The sequence below is a fragment of the Dickeya sp. Secpp 1600 genome (assembly GCF_003049805.1).
GTDB lineage: Bacteria > Pseudomonadota > Gammaproteobacteria > Enterobacterales > Enterobacteriaceae > Dickeya > Dickeya fangzhongdai.
Map to the genome: position 1 here is coordinate 2,949,873 of NZ_CP023484.1, position 18,407 is coordinate 2,968,279.

Below are 18,407 nucleotides of genomic sequence, written 5' to 3' on the forward strand. Positions count from 1 at the left end.
TTTACCCTACTTCTTTGCCCCACTTCTTTACCACATTTTTGCGGTGTGAGCAGCAACGGTTCGACACCGGTTTTCACCTCTCATGTTTTTACTCACGGTAAGTAACAAATACAATTATTTTCAGGGGGATAAATTATATGATCTTATTTTTCAGCCACTAAAGGCAGCAGATCGTTGGTCGATTAATGGTTAGGCTGATAAGCAATCAGCGCCATCGCCAACGGGAGTAGATAATGGCACCTGCAAGAAAACGCTTTTTTGACATGCATGTCGCAACCAAGCTGTACCTGGGTTTTGCAATGATTTTGTTTTTAGTGGTTCTTTCCTCAGCACTGAGCATCCACCGTTTTTCCACCATCAAGGCGTACTACGGCAAGACCGACCTGATGCACACCGTCATCATGGATATTTTTCAGGTCAAAATCGCCAGAACAAAATATTTCGCCAGCAATGACAATGAGCCTTACGACACCATGCTCAGCTACAGCAATGACCTGGCTAAAAATCTGGCGCAAGGCAGCCAGTTATATACCGAAAGCGAATTCAGGGATCCGCTGGCCCGCATGCAGAAACACCAGGCCGCACTACAGCAATCCATCAGCGAAATGGCCCGCGCCAAACAGGCGCTGACCGACGCCGGCACCCGGTTCAGCCGCATTCCGGTCGACGGCGCTATCTCCCGCTTTCGCAGCAGCCTGGCGACCCCCGCTTTTGCATCCGACAGCGACCGGGAAAAAGCGACCGCACTGGCTCTGGCGCTGGCGTCTTATAAAGCGACAGCCGATGCCGTGGTGATTGAGCGCACTCCCGCCGCGCTTAGCACCCTGCAAAGCCGTTTCAGCGATATCGAGAAAAGTTACCGCGACCTGTCCGCGCAGCTCCCGGCCGATCAAAAAACGGCGCTGGATGAATTCTGGGGCAACATCGTCAACCTGAAAACAGGCGCAGAAGGCTACCTGAGCGCTTACCAGGCGTTGTCGGGCGCAGAAGCGGCGGTGAAGACCGACGGCGATAATGTCAGCAATATCGCCAAAGAGGTCATCAGCCGCCTGAGCGAGATCAACACCACGCTCACCAGCGACGCCATCACCGGCGCCTCCGCATTCGCCTTGCTGGCGCTGCTGTTCGGCCTGCTGATATCGCGCTATATCACCCGCCAGATTACTGCGCCGGTGTCCCACAATCTGGCGTTGGCGGAACGCATCGCCAGCGGCGACCTGACCGCCAACATCGAAACCGACCGTCACGATGAACTGGGCCAGTTAACCGCAGCGATGGCGGGTATGAACGAACGGTTGCGTCAGATGATCGGCAATATCCGCGACAGCGTGGGCAGCGTGGCGGCATCCGCGGCGCAAATCGCCCACGGTAACCACGAGCTGTCGTCCCGCACCGAACAGCAATCCGCCGCCGTCGTGCAGACCGCCGCCAGTATGGAACAGCTAACCTCAACGGTGAAAAACAACGCCGACAACGCCCGCCATGCCAGCCAAATCGCGGCGGAGGCATCCAGAGACGCGCACACGGGCGGCGGCGTGGTGCAAAATGTGGTCAATACCATGAATGACATCGCCGTCAGTTCGAAAAAAATCTCCGATATCACTGACGTCATCAACAGCATCGCCTTTCAGACCAACATCCTGGCGCTTAATGCCGCGGTGGAAGCGGCCCGCGCCGGCGAACAAGGGCGTGGTTTCGCGGTGGTCGCCGGCGAGGTGCGCAATCTGGCGCAGCGCAGCGCTCAGGCCGCCCGTGAAATCGCCAGTCTGATCGCCGAATCCGTGACCCGCATTGATACCGGCTCGATGCTGGCGGCGGAAGCCGGCGACGCCATGCAAAAAATCCTGCTCTCGGTCTCCCGCGTCAACGACATCATCGGTGAAATCGCCTCGGCGTCCGATGAACAGCGCCGCGGCATCGAGCAGATCGCCAGCGCAGTCGGCGAACTGGACTCCACCACCCAGCAAAACGCGTCGCTGGTGACGGCGTCCGCGTCGTCCGCCAGTTCGCTGGAAGAGCAGTCGATACAACTGGAGGCGCTGGTGAGTCATTTCCGGTTGGCGCAGGATAATCAACCGTTATTACCCCGGCACACGGCGCTGCCCGCCAGTCGCCCCCCTGCTCCCGCCTTGAGCCAGGCCAGGCTAGCCCTCAACGGTAAAAACCGCCAGAGCCAGCAGGACTGGGAAAGCTTCTGAACAACCTTCCGCTGTCATCAGCAGTAAAAAAACCGGCAGGGATGCCGGTTTTCTGACAAGAAGCCTGGTAAATCGCCACGGACTTTATGCCATTGCCGCGGTTGCCCGGTTAGCGATCCTCGATCGAATGCGTCTCGACTTTCTCCGTCAGCGACACGTCAACCTTAATGTCATCCGTCAGGGTCAGCATCGCCTTCTTATCCCGGCTTACCACCGCAGTACGCTGCGGAATGATGAACTGGCGTACACTCTCACCCTCAATCATATCCTTGCCGTTTTCAACGCCATGCCGCGCCGACAGCAGATAATTCACCATGCCGTTATAGGTAATCCGATAATCGCCGCCGGACGACTCAACCCGATAGTTGAGGGTAATTTTCGGCAACGCCGCCTTATAGGTGCCGCGGATCTCATCCCAACGCGCCGGGTTACCCGTCAGGTAAACGGAATCTACCCAGTTGGTATTGTCCTGCAGCACATGGGCGGTGGTGTAGGAAAAGTAATACGGCGAGATAAACGTACTGTTCAGGCTCGTTGTTTTCGTACTGAATATAGAACATCCTGACAGCATCACCGTGGCCGCCACGGCCAGGAACAGTCTCTTCATGGGTATTTTTCTCTTTTTGCCAACAGTTTCACCCCGAACAGGGGCCGGGCCAGTTTTTCTGTCATGACCTGCCAGACAACACACACGCAGGCAACGGGTCGCGTCCACAGAATAGCAGTGATTCTGCGGGTTGATGGAGTGAAAAAGGGGCAAGTCGGGGGATATTTATCCGTATCGACAACCACCAGCCTGCGCCTGAAATCCATCAACCTGTTTGCTGAGCCGCCAGCCAACACGCCTGAATAGTTTAATCGCTCACAAACGATAATATAACGCCATCGTTCTTCTGCATGACGCTGAAATATACCCGACTTCAGATCGTAATAACGCTGAAGCGGCCTCCCATTTATCCAATTGGCGTTAATTTTCATGATTGACGTCAAATAATATTGTTATTAAACGCCTATGAAAAAAAATAACACCACCCGGAAACAACTCTTCGTCGTGATAAAAAAAACGCGCGCTTTTGCGAAGAAAACAGAAATAACGACCCATTCCCGGCAAAATACCGCTACGGCCAACGGCACGGCATCGAGCTATCCCAACGCCCCGTCAGCCGGATTGGACAATATTCGCTTGCCCGCACCGCAAGCCAGCCAGCCGGGCGCTCCTGCCTCTGCCGCCAGCCAGCCGACGCCTCCAGCCACACCGCCGGCGGCAACCGTTCCGCCGCTGCCCAAATTTAACAAGCCGCACGCTGAAGCGGCCGCAGCGCCGTCCGCACCACCGGCACAGCCATCAACCGCCAGCGCGCCGCAACCCAGCCTGCCGTCTCCGGCGCCAGCGCCTGTTGCCGCCGCTTCTACCGCGGAACCTGAGGCTGCACAGGAACCGACTACCCCACCGTTTGCTCCTGACTATGCAGCAGTTGGAAATCAGCTGAGCAAGTTGATGTCCGGGATGGCAGCACCGTTGTCGCGGCTGGCGGGCACAGTTCCAGGATTGCTCTCTTCCGCGTCTAAATCCATAGCGCAGGCAGCCAAAGACAAGCCAAGCGTAGCCACATCCAAGCCGACTCCGGTTGAATCCAAAGACACAGCGCCAACAGTTAACACCGCGGAAGCCAAGCCCATTGAGGTTAAGCCGATCGAGGTTGATGTTAAAGTCAACGCGGTTACACCGGCTTCTTCGTCTGCTGCATCAACGCCTGCAGCCATGCCATTAGCCGGTAATTCAACAGCATCGTCACCCAAACCTATCGCAACGGTAACCTGGAATCCTGCGACTACAATAAGTTCACTACGGCGCAATGCAGGTAATGCATCCACAAAATATTGTGCAAGAGCCGTTGTAGATGCAATTAGAGCAGGCGGAACACGAATCGAAGGTGCTAACGCAAAGGATCTCGGTCCAAAACTAATTGCCGCAGGTTTTACCGCCATATTTTCCATGCCAAGACCATCCAGCGAATACGACCGCAGCAACCTCTTGCCTGGAGATGTAGTTGTATTAGAAGGTTTTAATCAAGACGAGCGTAAAGGGATCAAAAAAGACCATCCTTATGGTCATGCCGCCATGTACGACGGCAGCAAATGGATTTCCGACTTCCATCAACCCGGATTCTATCCCGGCGAGGATTACCGAAAGGCACTGCCCGGCTACACCATTTACCGAATGGTTGCCACGCAGGCTCAGATTAATGCCATCAACGCTTCTCAGAGGGGCGAGTCGGCACCCCAAACACCGGTAGCTGCACCTGCTGTGCCGGTAACGCGTCCGGTGACTCAGGCTACTCGGTCGCCTACATCGGCGCCTGTTGCGCGCCCTGCTACTCCTGCAGCACGACCGTCTATGCCGGTATCACGCCCTGCGCCGCAACCAGTGCAACCATCTGTACCAGCATCACGCATTGCAGTTCCAACACCCCGAACTACGGCCTCCAGGTCTACACAATCGGAAAATAAACCAATATCATCCGATCAAGATTTTCTCAACGAATTCAATATAGATATATCCTTCTTAAGGGTTTCTGAAGGAATGAAAACTGAAGGATATGTTCCTTTAAATAAAGATGGAACTCCCGTTGAAAACTCAGGAGTAACTATAGGAATGGGGATTGACTTAGGCCAACGGAAAGCAGAAGACTTAATACGTGATGGTGTACCTGGTAACATTGTAGAAAAACTCAAGCCCTATATGAGACTAAAGAAAACAGATGCAATACAAAAAATACGGGAAATGCCATTAAGGTTAACATCGAATGAAGCCAGTATACTATCAAACATATATATTCAAAAATCGATACAGTCTTTAGAAACTGAATTTGATAGCGAAAGCAAAGGCGTAAAATTCTCGCAATTACCAGCAAATACACGAACCATGATCTTAGATCTGGCACATCAGTACGGAAATTTAAAATTGAAAACACCCAAAGCATGGGGATTCATAATAAATCAACAATGGGAAGAACTGGTTAGAGAGTTAAACAATTTCCACGATAAATACCCGACCAGAAGAGGAAGAGAAGCCAAATTAATAGAGGATGATCTTAATAACGGGAGAATATAGCACTGTCCCGATACAGGTGGTCGCTTAAACGGCCACCTGTTATGATTCATTATCAGTTTATCCCCCCACCAGACTCCCCTACCACGCACTTAATGGTACACTTAGCCCCCAGCAATGCTGGAGCACCGGCCCCATGAACACGAGTTACCGTTAAATGTCAGAAAATCAATCCGTTACACCCAAGCAGCAGTACAACCTCAACAAATTGCAAAAGCGCCTGCGTCGCAACGTAGGTGAAGCGATCGCCGATTTCAATATGATCGAAGACGGCGATCGGATCATGGTGTGCCTGTCCGGCGGCAAAGACAGCTATACCATGCTGGAGATCCTGCGCAATCTGCAGCAAAGCGCGCCGGTGAATTTCTCGCTGGTGGCGGTGAACCTGGACCAGAAGCAGCCGGGGTTCCCGGAGCATGTGCTGCCGCAGTATCTGGACAGCATCGGCGTTGAGTACAAGATTGTGGAAGAGAATACCTACGGCATCGTCAAAGAGAAGATTCCGGAAGGCAAGACCACCTGTTCGCTTTGCTCGCGCCTGCGCCGCGGCATTCTGTACCGCACCGCCACCGAACTGGGCGCCACCAAGATTGCGCTCGGCCACCACCGTGACGATATCCTGCAAACGCTGTTTCTGAATATGTTCTACGGCGGCAAACTGAAAGGCATGCCGCCGAAACTGGTGAGCGACGACGGTAAACATGTGGTGATCCGCCCGCTGGCGTACTGCCGTGAAAAAGACATTGAACGTTTTGCCGACGCGCGCCAGTTCCCGATCATCCCGTGTAATCTGTGCGGCTCGCAGCCCAACCTGCAACGCCAGGTGATCAAGGACATGCTGCGTGACTGGGACAAACGCTATCCCGGCCGAATCGAAACCATGTTCAGCGCCATGCAGAATGCGGTGCCGTCGCATCTGTGCGACACCAACCTGTTCGATTTCAAATCGATTCGTCAGGGCAGCGAGGTGGTGGACGGCGGCGATCTGGCGTTCGACCGTGAAGACATGCCATCACAGCCGGTAGGCTGGCAGCCGGATGAGGATGAAGAAGACAACGCCCGCCCGCTGGAGCGACTGAACGTACTGGAGATTCGTTAATTCACCGGCGGCTTCACGGCCGCCAACGTCCCCTCTCTCCGTCATGCTGTCTTTCCAGATAAAAACGGCTGTTCAGACGAGACTCCCACATTCACAGACTCGCTATAGGCACTCGTTCAAGCATGGCGCGCGCCGGAATCGCGGGCAAAAAAAAGCCGACAAAACGTCGGCATGGTGTGAATTAATTGTGCTATGCAGTAATTCAAAAAAGGAAGTAAGACAATATGGAGCGCAACGCCCATCGCTTGACGTTGCATTCACCTGCGAGAAGGATAGTGCCGCAGACATAGACCAAAAATGTTGATATTGCGCAATATTAACAATGGTTTTTATCGCCGCCGGCGGTTGTGTGATATCCCACGCAATAATTTCGCCATGCCACTCACAACCATTTACTGCGTTTTAACCACCAGGCAACGCCGCTGACCAACAACACCAACATCAGGCAGAATACGCCAAATCCGATGCCGCTGTTGGCTCCCGGAATCCCGCCCAGATTGACGCCAAACAACCCGGTCAAAAAAGTAGTAGGCAGGAAAACCATCGCCAGCAACGACATGGTATACGTGCGCCGGTTCATGGCGTCGGTCATCAGCGTGGTGATTTCATCGGCAATCACTGTCGTACGGGCGATACTGGCGTCCAGATCTTCCAGACCGCGGCCGAGACGTTCGGCAATCTCCTGCATGCGGCGGCGGTCGTCATCCTGCATCCAGCCAAACTTCTCGCCGGACAAGCGCGAGAAAATATCACGCTGCGGCGTCATGTAGCGACGTAACACAATCAGTTGTTTGCGAATCAGCGCCAGTTCGCCGCGCGGCGGAATACGCTGTTCCAGCAACGCATCTTCCAGATCGATGATTTTTTCGTGCAGCTCATCAATGAACTCACTGGTGTGATCCGTTAACGCCTCGGCGATAGACACTATCCAGTCGCCGCTGTTGGCAGGGCCGTTGCCCTCTTTCAGATCGCTCATCACCTCATCAATCGCCGCCACTTTACGGCGCCGGGTGGAAACAATCAGGCGGTCGGAGATAAACACCCGAATCGCCACCAGCTCATCCGGCCGGGCATTAGGGTTGTAATTGATGCTGCGCAGGGTCACCAGCGTGCCTTCGCCAAGCCGTACTACGCGAGGACGCGCACTCTCCCCCGCCAGCGCGTTACGTACGCTATCCGGCAACAGGGTGGTTTCATGCAGCCAGCGCACGCTGGCCGGTTGCGTCGAATCAAGATGCAGCCAGGCAGGCAGCTCCGCTTCCTCGCCCAGAGCGCTCTCCACCAGCGGCAGAATGCCTCCCTTGCCGTCCAACTGACAGGTAAAGACGGCGCCGGTGTGTCGGATAGCTTTATTTTCAGTCACTTCCACACGTTATCTCCCTCTATGCACACGGCGTCCATCTTACTGCCTGCATCAATGACTGCAATCGGAAAGGGATGCATCCTCCGCTGCACCGTGCCTGGGCGGAGTGGCAGGCGCAACACCGTGTGCAACAAACGGTATGAAAGCCCGCCAGTCAGTGTTTCAAAATATAGAGCGTCTGGCTGTAGGCAACATCCTCAGGGTTAGTGATGGGATACCCTTTCACCCAGGGTTTAATCAACCGCCCGTTGGTGTACTGGTAAATCGGCGCAATTGGCGCCTGCTCCGCCAAAATCTGCTCGGCGCGGTTGTAATCCTCGGTCAGTATCTTTCGGTCAGTCTGCCCGGCGGTATCCGCCATCAGTCGATCATAATCGGCGTTGTTGAAACGGGCGATATTGCCGCTATGACTGGCGGTCAGCAGCGACAGGAAGGTAGACGGCTCGTTGTAATCGCCGACCCAGGAGGCGCGTATGACATCAAAATTCCCCGTATTGCGGCTGTCGATGTAGGTTTTCCATTCCTGATTCACCAGTTTCACGTCTACGCCGAGCTTGGTTTTCCACATCGACGCAACGGCGATGGCGATTTTTTGATGCACTTCCTGCGTATTGTACAGCAGCGTCAGTTTCAGCGGTTTTGACGGACCATACCCGGCCGCCGCCATCAACGCTTTGGCCTGCATATCCAGTTCGGCCTGCGAATACTGCTGCAGTTGCCCCGGCTGCGGTTTGAACCCGGCGGTGACATCCGGCGTAAAGCGATAGGCCGGTTTCTCGCCGGTTCCCAACACTTTCCCGGCGATAATCTTACGGTCGATGGCATAAGACAGCGCCTTGCGTACCCGCACGTCGTTGGTCGGCGCGCGCTGCGTGTTAAACGCATAGTAGTAAGTACCGAGCTGGTCCGGGGTAAAGATCTGCCCCGGCAGATCCTTCAGCAGTTTCTGGTACTGATTCTTGGGAAACGACTCGGTGATGTCGATATCACCGGCCTGATAGCGCTTGGTGGCGTTGGATTCCTGATTGATCGGCACAAAGGTGACCTGCGTCAGCCGGGTATTGGCGTGATCCCAGTAATGGCTATTCGGCACCAGCACCAGTTTTTCATTGACCACCCGATCTTTGAGCACGAAGGCGCCGTTACCCACCAGATTGCCCGGTTTGATCCACTCATTGCCGTACTTTTCCACCGTGGCCTGATGCACCGGATAAAGGCTGAAATTAGCCATCAGGCTGATGAAATAAGGCACCGGCTTACTCAGTTGCACCTTTAACGTGTGATCGTCAACCGCAATGACGCCCAGCTTGTCGGCGGGCAGCTTGCCAGCCAGGATATCATCAGCATTGGCGATCCCCGCCAGCCGGATGAACCAGCTAAACGGCGAGGTATTTTGCGGCGTCGCCAGTCGCCGCCAGCTGTAGACAAAATCTTTAGCGGTGACCGGATCGCCGTTCGACCAGCGCGCATCAGGGCGCAGAGTAAAAATGAAGGTGCGGTTATCGTTAGTCTGCCAGCGCTGGGCGACGCCGGGAATCGGGTTACCCTGCGCGTCCTGATTCACCAGCCCTTCGAACAGGTCGCGAATCACCTGAATCTCCGGCAAACCAACCGCTTTAATCGGGTCCAGCGAAGCCGGTTCATCCTTGATATGACGGACGATCTCCTGTCGGTCCGCCAGAACGGCGCCGGGAGGAACCTGCGCCGCGCCCGCCGGGGTTATCAAGGCTGTCATCAGCACGGCGGAAACCACGCCCACGGAAACTGCGGAATAACGAAATTGCATGTTGTGTCCTTAAACCAAAGAGGCCCTGTCTTCGCCAGCCCGCTGCATCGTGCCGACGCCGCGGGAGCGACTCAGGAACGACCGGGAGTCATCTCTGCGCCCGGAAGGCGACACGCGATCATCACCGGTCAAAAAAGAATCCATCTATACCCGGCATACTTCAGGTTGCAGGCGCGTGAGCTGCCCGGCGCACCAGAGCATTTAAGGCATATCTACTGAAAAAATCGTTATCAGGCTGGAAGTTATCATAGTCTCAAACCCGGCCTTCCAGCCAGCGGCGCGACACCGGTTTGCGGAGCGTCCCGCGATTTCGGGCATGCTCCCGCGGCCAGCATGGATTTTTTGTTATCATCAGGCAAAACACTGCCGACTATTGTTCAGGATGCCGCCATGACAGACGCCGAGTTTCTTCATCGCCCCCGTACCGAACGCGGGTTCTTCGCTGCGCCGGGCCGGGAATATGGCCGTTCACGACTAGGTGCGCCGCTGCTGTGGTTCCCGGCGGAAGTGGAAGGGAAACACAGCGGCTTGATCCTCGCCGGCACGCACGGCGACGAAACCGCATCGGTGGTGGCGCTCTCCTGCGCGTTGCGTACGCTACCGCCGGGCAGCCGGGCTCATCATGTGGTGCTGGCGGTCAACCCGGATGGCTGTCAGTTGGGCCTGCGCGCCAATGCCGGCGGCGTTGATCTCAACCGTAATTTCCCGGCGACCAACTGGCAGCCGAACGGCACCCTCTATCGCTGGAGCGAAGACACCCCGGTGCGCGACGTACAGCTCTCCACCGGCGATAGCCCCGGCTCCGAGCCGGAAACCCAGGCGTTGTGCCGCCTGATCGACCAGTTGGCGCCGCCGTGGGTGGTGTCCTTTCATGAACCGCTGGCCTGCATCGACGATCCCCAACGTTCCGAGCTGGGCGGCTGGCTAGCGCGTGAATTCGCGCTACCGCTGGTCGACAGCGTGGGATACCCAACGCCGGGTTCATTTGGCAGTTGGTGTGCCGAGCGCCGCCTGCACTGCATCACCGCCGAGTTGCCGGTGATTGCCGCCGACAGCGCCAATCACCGCTATCTGACCGCCTTGACCCGGCTGCTGACCCATAATTTTTTATACCAATGTTGATCATGTTGCCCTACACTGATCGACATGTTAATCACCTGTAATGAAGGACGTAAGCATGTCAACAAATGTACATTTCCAGGGTAACCCGGTGCCGGTAGCAGGATCTTTCCCGGCGGCCGGCGGTAAAGCACCGGCGTTTTCACTGGTTGCCAAAGACCTCTCTGACGTGGCGCTGAGCCACTATGCAGGCAAGCGCAAAGTCCTGAACATTTTCCCGAGCATCGATACCGGCGTGTGCGCCGCGTCCGTGCGTAAATTCAATCAGCTGGCATCCAGCCTGGATAATACCGTTGTACTTTGCATCTCCGCCGACCTGCCGTTCGCCCAGTCCCGCTTCTGCGGCGCTGAAGGCCTGAACAATGTGGTGGTGCTGTCCACCCTGCGCGGCGCCGAATTCAAGGAAAACTACGGTGTGGCGATTGCCGAAGGCGCGCTGAAAGGCCTGACTGCACGCGCCGTCGTGGTGCTGGACGAAAACGACAACGTGCTGCACAGCGAACTGGTGAACGAAATCACCACCGAACCGGACTACGACGCAGCTATCGCCGTACTGAAATAAGTTCGGTCCTCAATATCCGCGTTAACCATGCCAGTCGACCGACTGGCATTTTTTTATCCAAACCGCCTTGCCGCCGTTATCGCCCTCATGCCACTGATCGTGGGTGCGCCAGCGTCAGCCGGTTGCGTAACGCGCACAACACCAATACCAGCATCAGTCCCCATTCCGCCATCAGCGTGGCAATCAGCGCGCTGGCAAAATTCCCGCCGCTGGTATGCAGCACCTGCACCAGCACCGTACCCAGCACAATGGGCCCCAGCCCCAGCGACGCCTGTTGCATGGTGGAAAGCAGCGCGCTGCCCGCGCCGGCCTGATGCGTCTGCACATCAGACAGCCCAATGCGATAAAAGCTGCTGACGATAAACGCCTGACCAAAGCCAATCATCATGGTCGCGGGCAGCAATTGCAGCACCGACACCGGCCAGCGCCACGCCAGCGACGCCATCAGCAGCGCCAGTCCGCTCATCTGGATGGCGCATCCGGTCAGCAACGCCCCTATATTGCCAATACGGGTGGTGAGACGGCCGCTGAACAGCGACGCAACAAAATAGGACAGCCCCAGTCCGATAAAGCTGTTGCCCGACTGCAGCGGGGTAAAACCGGCGCCGGATTGCAGGGTGTAGGCAACGGCAAACATAAAGCCGCTCCAACTGGAGAAAAACAGCAGCGCCAACAACAAGCCGAAGCGGATCCCCGGCAGCCGAAACAGCGCGGGCGGCAGCAACGGCGCCGGCTGACGACGCTCCACCCGCCACAGCAGCGCAAACCACACCAGACTGCTCAGCAACACCGCAACGCAGAACCACGGCCAGTGCCAGATTGGACCCAAGGCCAGCGGGAACAGCAGGCTAGCCAGCATTAGCGACAGCAGCACCGTACCGGGCATATCCAGCGCCACCGGTTTTTCGCCGCGGGTGTCCGGCAGACGCGACGGCGCCAACAGCAGCACCAGCAGGCAGACCGGCAGATTGACCAGAAACACACTGCGCCAGCCATAACCAGCGATGTCCAACTGAATCAGAAAGCCGCCCAGTACCTGCCCGACCACGAAGGCCAGTCCGCCGATGGCGCTATAAAAACCCAGCGCCCGGGCATGCTCGCGCCCGCGCAGGCAGACATGAATGGTCGCCAGAATCTGCGGCACCACCAGCGCGGCGCCAATCCCCTGCAACGCTCGGGCCGCCAGCAACACCCATACCGCCTGAGCGATGCCGCACAGCAGCGAAGCCACGCCGAACAGCGCCACGCCGGCAATGAACACCTGGCGGCGACCCAGGTTATCGCCCAGCCGGCCGCCCATCGCCAGCGATACGGCAAATGCCACGCCATAAACCGACACCACCAGTTCCAGTTCAGCCGGGCTGGCGGAAAGTGAATGGGCGATCGCTTCCAGCGCCACGTTAACGATCGAAAAATCGATCATCGGCAGCAGCTGGCCGGTCAGCAACACCATCAGGCCGATGCCGGTAAGCCCCTGTGAAAGTGAAACCTGTTTCATCGATGTACCCATTGTGCTAATTCTGTGAGGCAGTTAGCATTATCGATAATTTAAACGGGTACCAGTTCCTGTTTATCCTGGTATAAAAACTACCTGTCTGTAACGATTCACCGCGTTATCCGGAGGCTCGCGCTATGGTCATGACGATACCCACCCCACAGGCCGACACCCGTGTTACACCGTTGCAACCGGATAACCGCAAACGGCTGGGCGCGTTTTTGCGCGCACGACGTGAAAGCCTCGATCCACTGCGTCTGGGCCTGTCGCTACCTCGTAAACGGCGTACGCCGGGGCTACGCCGCGAAGATGTGGCGCTGCTGGCGGACGTGGGCATTACCTGGTACACCTGGCTGGAACAAGGGCGGGAAATCCGCGCCTCCGCCAAAACGCTGACCGCCATTGCCAAAGCCCTGCAGTTCAACGAAGCGGAAACCCGGCATCTGTTTATGCTGGCGGGGCTGCCGTTCTCCCCGGCCGCACAGGCCAGTTGCGAGAAAATCAGCGCCGATAGCCAGCGTATCCTCGATCAGCTCAACCCGTTTCCGGCGGTGATCGTCAACGCCCGCTTTACCGTTCTGGGGTTTAACCTCGCCTGGTGTCGGTTGCTGGATATCGACCTGCATCAGATGGCGCCGGAAGATCGCAACTGTATCTGGCTGGCGCTCACCCACCCGAACTGGCGGGAACGGCTGGTGGATCAGCACGAGCTGTTACCCAATCTGGTGGCGATGTTTCGGGCGCAGATGACGGAACACGCGGACGAACCGCTGTGGGAGGCACAATTGCAGCGCTACCTGAGCGCATCTGAAGAGTTTCGCCAGTTGTGGTACCAGCGCTACGAGATTCAAGGCGTGGATGACAAGATCAAGCGCTTTCGTCATCCAACGCTGGGTATTTTCACCCTGCGTCAGATCAACTGGTGGAGCGCATCCCGCAACGGTGACCGGATGCTGGTTTACATGCCTGCCAGCGAGCAGGACAATGCGCGGCTGGCGCAACTCGCGCAGTTGCCGCCGCCCGGCGAACAGCCTCAGACAAGCCAGATTGCGCCCCGCGATTTAGAGCCTATCCCAGTAGGCGTTATTGGCGCAGCCAGTTTAGACACGGGCAGCGCGCAGAACCCGGAGCGTACACGTAGTACGTGAGGATTTCGAGCACTGCCCAGAGCCAAAATGGCAAGTGAAATAGCCGTATGGAATAGGCTCTTATGATGCCGCCTTAAGGCTGGGCGGAGGCCGGTTTTAGTTCCAGCCGGCTGGAGCCGACGCCCGGCAGCAGCGGCGTCAGCGCCTCGCTCATCCAGCGGCGATACCCATCCAGCCACCAGCGACTGAGCGGATTACCGCTCTGCCCGCCCGGCAGGCTTAGGGTCGCGTTGGCTTCATCGCCCGGCGAAATCACCAGCCGTTCCGAAGCGCCGAACGTTGGGCGATTAACATGCGGTACATGATTGTCTCCGGAGAGCGGTTCCGCCGGTACCCGCAGCAGATGGCCCAGCAGCGGCAGCGACGAGGCCAGCGGGTGAGCAATGCGGCTCTGGTTAACGTCCCCCCATTTACGGCTGCCCTCCCCGTTCTCCCGCCATACCGTCGCCAGCTGTTGCAACGAGAACTGGCACCAGTCTTTAGCGGGCGCGGGCACCCACTGGCGTGCTTCATCATGCATCAGTTGTTGCACCGTCACATCCCAGCGTGGATTAGCGGCACGGTAGCTGGCCTCCGGCCACGCCTGCGCCAGTTGCTGATCCAGCGTGCCGAACAACCGCTGGTACAGCGTCTCGCGCCAGCGGCTCAGCAACAGATAAGCCGTTGAGTCGGCCGCCGCCTGCCCGTTCCATTGTTGCAATAACAGGTTGATTGTCGACTGACCCGCGATAACGTCCGGGCCGGAGGCATTCAGGCAATCAAGCAGCCGGTCACGCCAGCTCGCCGCCAGCAGCGCACGGTTGTCCAACTGGATGCGATGCATCGCGGCGATATCCGGCTGCCTGACGTCGCCCAGCGCCTGATGAATCGCCGACGCGCGTACGCCAGGGTCGGCGCCGCCATCCCCGACGATGTCCCCTTGCTCATCAAACAGCAAGCGGTTGTTGGCGGTCACAATCACCCCTTGCGGCGGGTCGACCAGTTGAGGATGGGATGCGGGCGGCAGCGCCGTGTCACGCCAGCGCGCCTGCAGCACGCTCGTCAACGGAAAACTGTTCTGTACGCCGGGCATCAGCCGGTCCGGCAGCACTCCGGCCAGCGTCCAGCCGATGTGCCCGTGACTGTCGGCCACCAGCAGATTTTGCACCGGCAGGCCGGTTCGTTGCCCGGTAGTCAGCGCCTCCGGCACCGTGCGGGTTTCCGCCAGCGCCATCAACGACAGATCCAGCGAGCCCGGCAACTGCAACACCCAGTGCATCGCCATGCGCCCTTGCCCGGTATCGACAATCGGTCCCCAGTCGCTGGTTTGCACCGTCATTGACTGCGACTCGCCATGACTGACCGCCAGCGTTTCCTGCACCAGATGCGGATTGCCCTCGGCACTATTCAGTTTCACCCAGTCGAAGGTATCGGCGTAACTATTGGTAAAACCCCAGGCGATATGCTCATTGCTGCCGCTGACGATGGCGGGCGCGCCGGGCAGAGAGAGCCCGGTCAGGCGCAGCGTTCCGTCTTCCGTCGGATAGATAAGCTGTGCGCGATACCACACCGTTGGCAAACGCAACCCAAGATGCATGTCGTTCGCCAGTATCGCTCGCTCCGGCGTACGCACCAGCCAACCGTTGCTGCCTTTAGCTTGTTCGTCGGCGCCGCCGGGAGCAAACGCCGCACTGTTCTGCTGCCCCCACCACTCAGGCGGCGCGGCAGGCAACGCCGGCGCTGGCGGCAATTGCCCCACCAACGGCGCATCCCACACGCTGGCGTCCGGCAACAGAAAGTCGGCCTGCTCCGGCGTGCTCTGGCTGGCAATCCAGCCGCGGGCGTATTCGCGGCCGAACTGATTATCCTGCAGATCAAAATACATCGCGGCAATCGTCAGCAGGGTGTCTTCCGGCAGCCAGACTTGCGGTTCAACACGCAGCAGCCAGTATTCGAACGGCCGTGTTTTCAGGCTATGCAACCCGGCATTCACGCCGTCGGCATAGCTACGCAGGATCTGCTGCTGGTCGACGGGCAGTTGTTGCCAGCGTCCGGAAACCAGCCGACGCAGCAAAAACAGCCGGTGCTGGCGGTCCAGCGGCAACGCCGCCGCGCCGACTAACGCCGCCAGTTCCCCTGACGCGCTGCGCCGGAGCAAATCCATCTGGAAAAAGCGATCCTGCGCATGGACAAAACCCAGCGCGAACGCGGCGGACAGACGGTCGCCAGCCCGGATGATCGGCACGCCGGCGTCGTCTCGCTCCACCGTCACCGGCGTATGTAGCCCCAGCACGCCCAGCTCGCCATCCAACTGGGGCAAACTCTGACGCAACAGCATCCACACGGCGATGGCGATCGCCGCCGCCAGTACGGCGCACAGCGCCAGCCCGCCAACCGTTATCCGTAGCCAGTTGTTCAAACGCACCACCCTGTCCTCCCTCGTTATTCAGGCGAGCCATCATGACAATAGCGTGAGGCGGAAAACTGTTGCATTATCATTTGTATCATCCTGTATCTGCCATTGTCGCTTTTGGAGGAGATATGTTTCCGTTACTGACCGCCCGCCTGTGCCTGCGCCCGTTTGTCCCCTCCGATGCCGCCGCGCTGCTTGACGCCATACATGAATCGCAGGAAACCGTAGGGCGCTGGCTGCCCTGGTGCATGTCCGATTACGATCTGCCGATGGCGCAGGACTGGATAGCCTGTTGCGAACAGCAACGCCACGAGGGCGAGGCGTTTGATCTAGCTATCACCGACCGCACCGCCGGGCGCCTGCTCGGCACCATCGCCATCAACAGCATCAACAAAGCCTATCGCCTCGGTAATGTCGGCTACTGGGTACGCCAGTCGGCACAGGGGCAAGGATTGATTCCCGAAGCGGTGCGGGAAATCGTGCCGTTCGGTTTCGGCACGCTAGGGCTGACCCGGCTGGAAATCGTCGCGGCGGAAGAAAACCACGCCAGCCGCCGGGTGGCGGAAAAAGTGGGCGCGCATTTCGAAGGATTGCTGCGCAACCGGATTATTATTCGCGACCAGCCGGTAACGGCGGCCTTGTATTCGCTGATTCCGGGGGATGTGCTGGTTCATTGACTTTATCGGTATTGACGCATACCTGACCTGACATTTTTACTGCTCTGAGCTATGCCTAATTAGAGGTCCGCTGTGTGCCAGGAACGGACATGACTCAGATTACAACGTCTCAATGAATGGCGATAATACCCTTCGTCATCCATCAATTTTCAATGTTTCAATAACTATTCTCAGCGCGGGTGACACATTGCGATGAAGGTAATAAATGAATAATCCCTCAAGGCCCTGATAAGTACACCACGCTCTAAATCATAAGCAACAGCTCTACAGGGACATACGCCAAGCCCAAGGCAGGGATCGCTAAATCAGCCTGCGTCCGTGGGAAACCGTAGCGACGAAAACTTGCGTTGATTTTACCATCGGCCCGACCTGATACGCCATAGCGTGCCTGCACACCATACGCTATATTCTACGCAGCGATTGCCGCCCACGGGGCAATCGGCTTATTGACGGACTAAAACGTGAAAAACCTCCCCGAAGAATGGCTTTTCCGAACGACTTCACAAGCTGTTAATTAACATGGTGTTGGTTATACTTAATTTACCGAGTCACCTGAGATAAGCTTAAATATCCTCACTCATGGTCTCATTTAATTTCTAAAGTATCATTAACCATCTTTACCATATTATTAACATCCTTCATAGTGTAGTAGTCTGAACTACGGTCAAACAGCATATTTTCTAAAGTCGACGTACGTGAATATGCGAGGTCAACAAATGCAGGCGAACCATCATTGAAGTAGCGGAATTCAACATCAGCATCTTTGATAACATCTTCACTATTATATTTTAACCTCAGTGATTCCTGCTCTTTTTTTGGTGAGCCACACCATTCCAGGAATTTAATGAAAGGCAGCATTTTTGTACTATAGTTTTCTTTCGTTACCCAACCTGTTCGTCCAATCCAATGCCATCCTTGACCAACCTCCATCACGAGCCCAGTACTCTTATCATACCCTACCGCAAGGATCGGCCCAGAATAATTTTTATAATCGAAAAAAACACGTTTATCTTCGTTATAAATTTTTTTGTGAATATCAGAGCGATATAATTTATTAGGTTTCAAAAGCGTATTGCATCCTGAAATGAAAAATGCGAAAATCAAAATAAAACCAAGCTCAATTAATTTCTTCATTACTATTTCCTTACTTACTGAAATGCCATTTTCACAACCAGTTCATTATGTTTCCATTGCGCCTTAAATAATATTTTTCCGTATTTTTGTTCCATGGTCACTTTTCATTTGATGAAAATACTTATCGGCAAAAATATAAATTCCTTTAAGCATTTAGTAATCTCAGCAAGCACACTGAATATTAACCGTCAGTTTGTGACTGTATAGAAATGGTTCTCCAGTTGCGGAAATGATATCTCGTCGTTCTGGAAAATTAATGATGCTACAGTCCATAAGCGTTATGGCGGCTCGTATGAACATCCGCTCCTCGCTCAAACCAAAC

The 18,407-nt window shown here is 56.3% G+C and carries 14 protein-coding genes and 1 pseudogene; 7 read left to right on the plus strand and 8 right to left on the minus strand.

What is annotated here, in order from left to right; all coding sequences use genetic code 11:
* The first annotated feature begins 233 nt into the window (after positions 1-233).
* Positions 234-2,198, plus strand: coding sequence for a methyl-accepting chemotaxis protein (locus tag CPA59_RS13135; protein ID WP_107759640.1), 1,965 nt, complete (start codon positions 234-236; stop codon positions 2,196-2,198).
* Between the two features lie 109 nt (positions 2,199-2,307).
* Here the strand turns inward: CPA59_RS13135 and CPA59_RS13140 are convergent, their stop codons facing one another.
* Together CPA59_RS13140 and CPA59_RS22905 are read right to left on the minus strand one after the other, a co-directional pair.
* The gene (locus tag CPA59_RS13140) at positions 2,308-2,805 is read right to left on the minus strand and encodes a hypothetical protein (protein WP_038919357.1); all 498 of its coding nucleotides are present in this window, start codon (positions 2,803-2,805) and stop codon (positions 2,308-2,310) included.
* On the minus strand, positions 2,802-3,176 hold the full coding sequence (locus tag CPA59_RS22905; protein ID WP_159077946.1) for a hypothetical protein: 375 nt from the start codon (positions 3,174-3,176) through the stop codon (positions 2,802-2,804). Before CPA59_RS22905 ends, CPA59_RS13140 begins: the two co-directional genes overlap by 4 nt.
* Positions 3,177-3,210: 34 nt before the next feature.
* Here CPA59_RS22905 and CPA59_RS22910 point away from each other — a divergent pair, with 34 nt between their 5' ends.
* Both CPA59_RS22910 and ttcA read left to right on the plus strand, forming a co-directional pair.
* Positions 3,211-5,313, plus strand: a complete 2,103-nt coding sequence (locus tag CPA59_RS22910; RefSeq protein ID WP_159077947.1) for a pesticin C-terminus-like muramidase — start codon at positions 3,211-3,213, stop codon at positions 5,311-5,313.
* Between the two features lie 154 nt (positions 5,314-5,467).
* Positions 5,468-6,409 carry a tRNA 2-thiocytidine(32) synthetase TtcA gene (gene ttcA / locus CPA59_RS13155; RefSeq protein ID WP_038919363.1) on the plus strand — a complete coding sequence of 314 codons (942 nt, stop codon included), beginning with the start codon at positions 5,468-5,470 and terminating at the stop codon, positions 6,407-6,409.
* A 382-nt stretch (positions 6,410-6,791) separates the two neighbouring features.
* Here ttcA and zntB read toward each other — a convergent pair whose 3' ends face one another.
* Positions 6,792-7,778: a zinc transporter ZntB gene (zntB, locus tag CPA59_RS13160; protein WP_038919364.1), complete on the minus strand. Its 987-nt coding sequence runs from the start codon at positions 7,776-7,778 to the stop codon at positions 6,792-6,794.
* A 148-nt stretch (positions 7,779-7,926) separates the two neighbouring features.
* Positions 7,927-9,507: an ABC transporter substrate-binding protein gene (locus CPA59_RS13165; protein WP_369831434.1), complete on the minus strand. Its 1,581-nt coding sequence runs from the start codon at positions 9,505-9,507 to the stop codon at positions 7,927-7,929.
* Positions 9,508-9,948: 441 nt separating this feature from the next.
* On the opposite strand from CPA59_RS13165, the gene mpaA reads away from it, so the two are divergent.
* A complete protein-coding gene (gene mpaA, locus CPA59_RS13170; protein WP_107759646.1) occupies positions 9,949-10,680 on the plus strand; it encodes a murein tripeptide amidase MpaA in 732 nt (243 codons plus the stop codon).
* Between the two features lie 55 nt (positions 10,681-10,735).
* Positions 10,736-11,239, plus strand: coding sequence for a thiol peroxidase (gene tpx / locus CPA59_RS13175; protein WP_038668336.1), 504 nt, complete (start codon positions 10,736-10,738; stop codon positions 11,237-11,239).
* An 85-nt stretch (positions 11,240-11,324) separates the two neighbouring features.
* Here the strand turns inward: tpx and CPA59_RS13180 are convergent, their stop codons facing one another.
* Entirely contained in the window at positions 11,325-12,737 is a 1,413-nt protein-coding gene (locus CPA59_RS13180) for an MFS transporter (RefSeq protein ID WP_049855149.1), read from the minus strand.
* Positions 12,738-12,871: 134 nt separating this feature from the next.
* Between CPA59_RS13180 and CPA59_RS13185 the strand changes: the two genes are divergently transcribed.
* On the plus strand, positions 12,872-13,882 hold the full coding sequence (locus tag CPA59_RS13185; RefSeq protein WP_225622590.1) for a helix-turn-helix transcriptional regulator: 1,011 nt from the start codon (positions 12,872-12,874) through the stop codon (positions 13,880-13,882).
* Between the two features lie 73 nt (positions 13,883-13,955).
* Here the strand turns inward: CPA59_RS13185 and CPA59_RS13195 are convergent, their stop codons facing one another.
* Positions 13,956-16,286, minus strand: a complete 2,331-nt coding sequence (locus CPA59_RS13195; RefSeq protein WP_107760838.1) for a penicillin acylase family protein — start codon at positions 16,284-16,286, stop codon at positions 13,956-13,958.
* 116 nt (positions 16,287-16,402) lie between these two features.
* On the opposite strand from CPA59_RS13195, the gene CPA59_RS13200 reads away from it, so the two are divergent.
* Positions 16,403-16,951 (plus strand): GNAT family N-acetyltransferase, encoded by a 549-nt coding sequence (locus tag CPA59_RS13200; protein ID WP_107759648.1) that lies wholly within the window; start codon positions 16,403-16,405, stop codon positions 16,949-16,951.
* Between the two features lie 135 nt (positions 16,952-17,086).
* Here CPA59_RS13200 and CPA59_RS13205 read toward each other — a convergent pair.
* A pseudogene (locus tag CPA59_RS13205) lies at positions 17,087-17,246 on the minus strand (LysR family transcriptional regulator); the annotation flags it as partial.
* 290 nt (positions 17,247-17,536) lie between these two features.
* Positions 17,537-18,085 (minus strand): hypothetical protein, encoded by a 549-nt coding sequence (locus CPA59_RS13210; protein WP_107759651.1) that lies wholly within the window; start codon positions 18,083-18,085, stop codon positions 17,537-17,539.
* Positions 18,086-18,407: the final 322 nt, after the last annotated feature.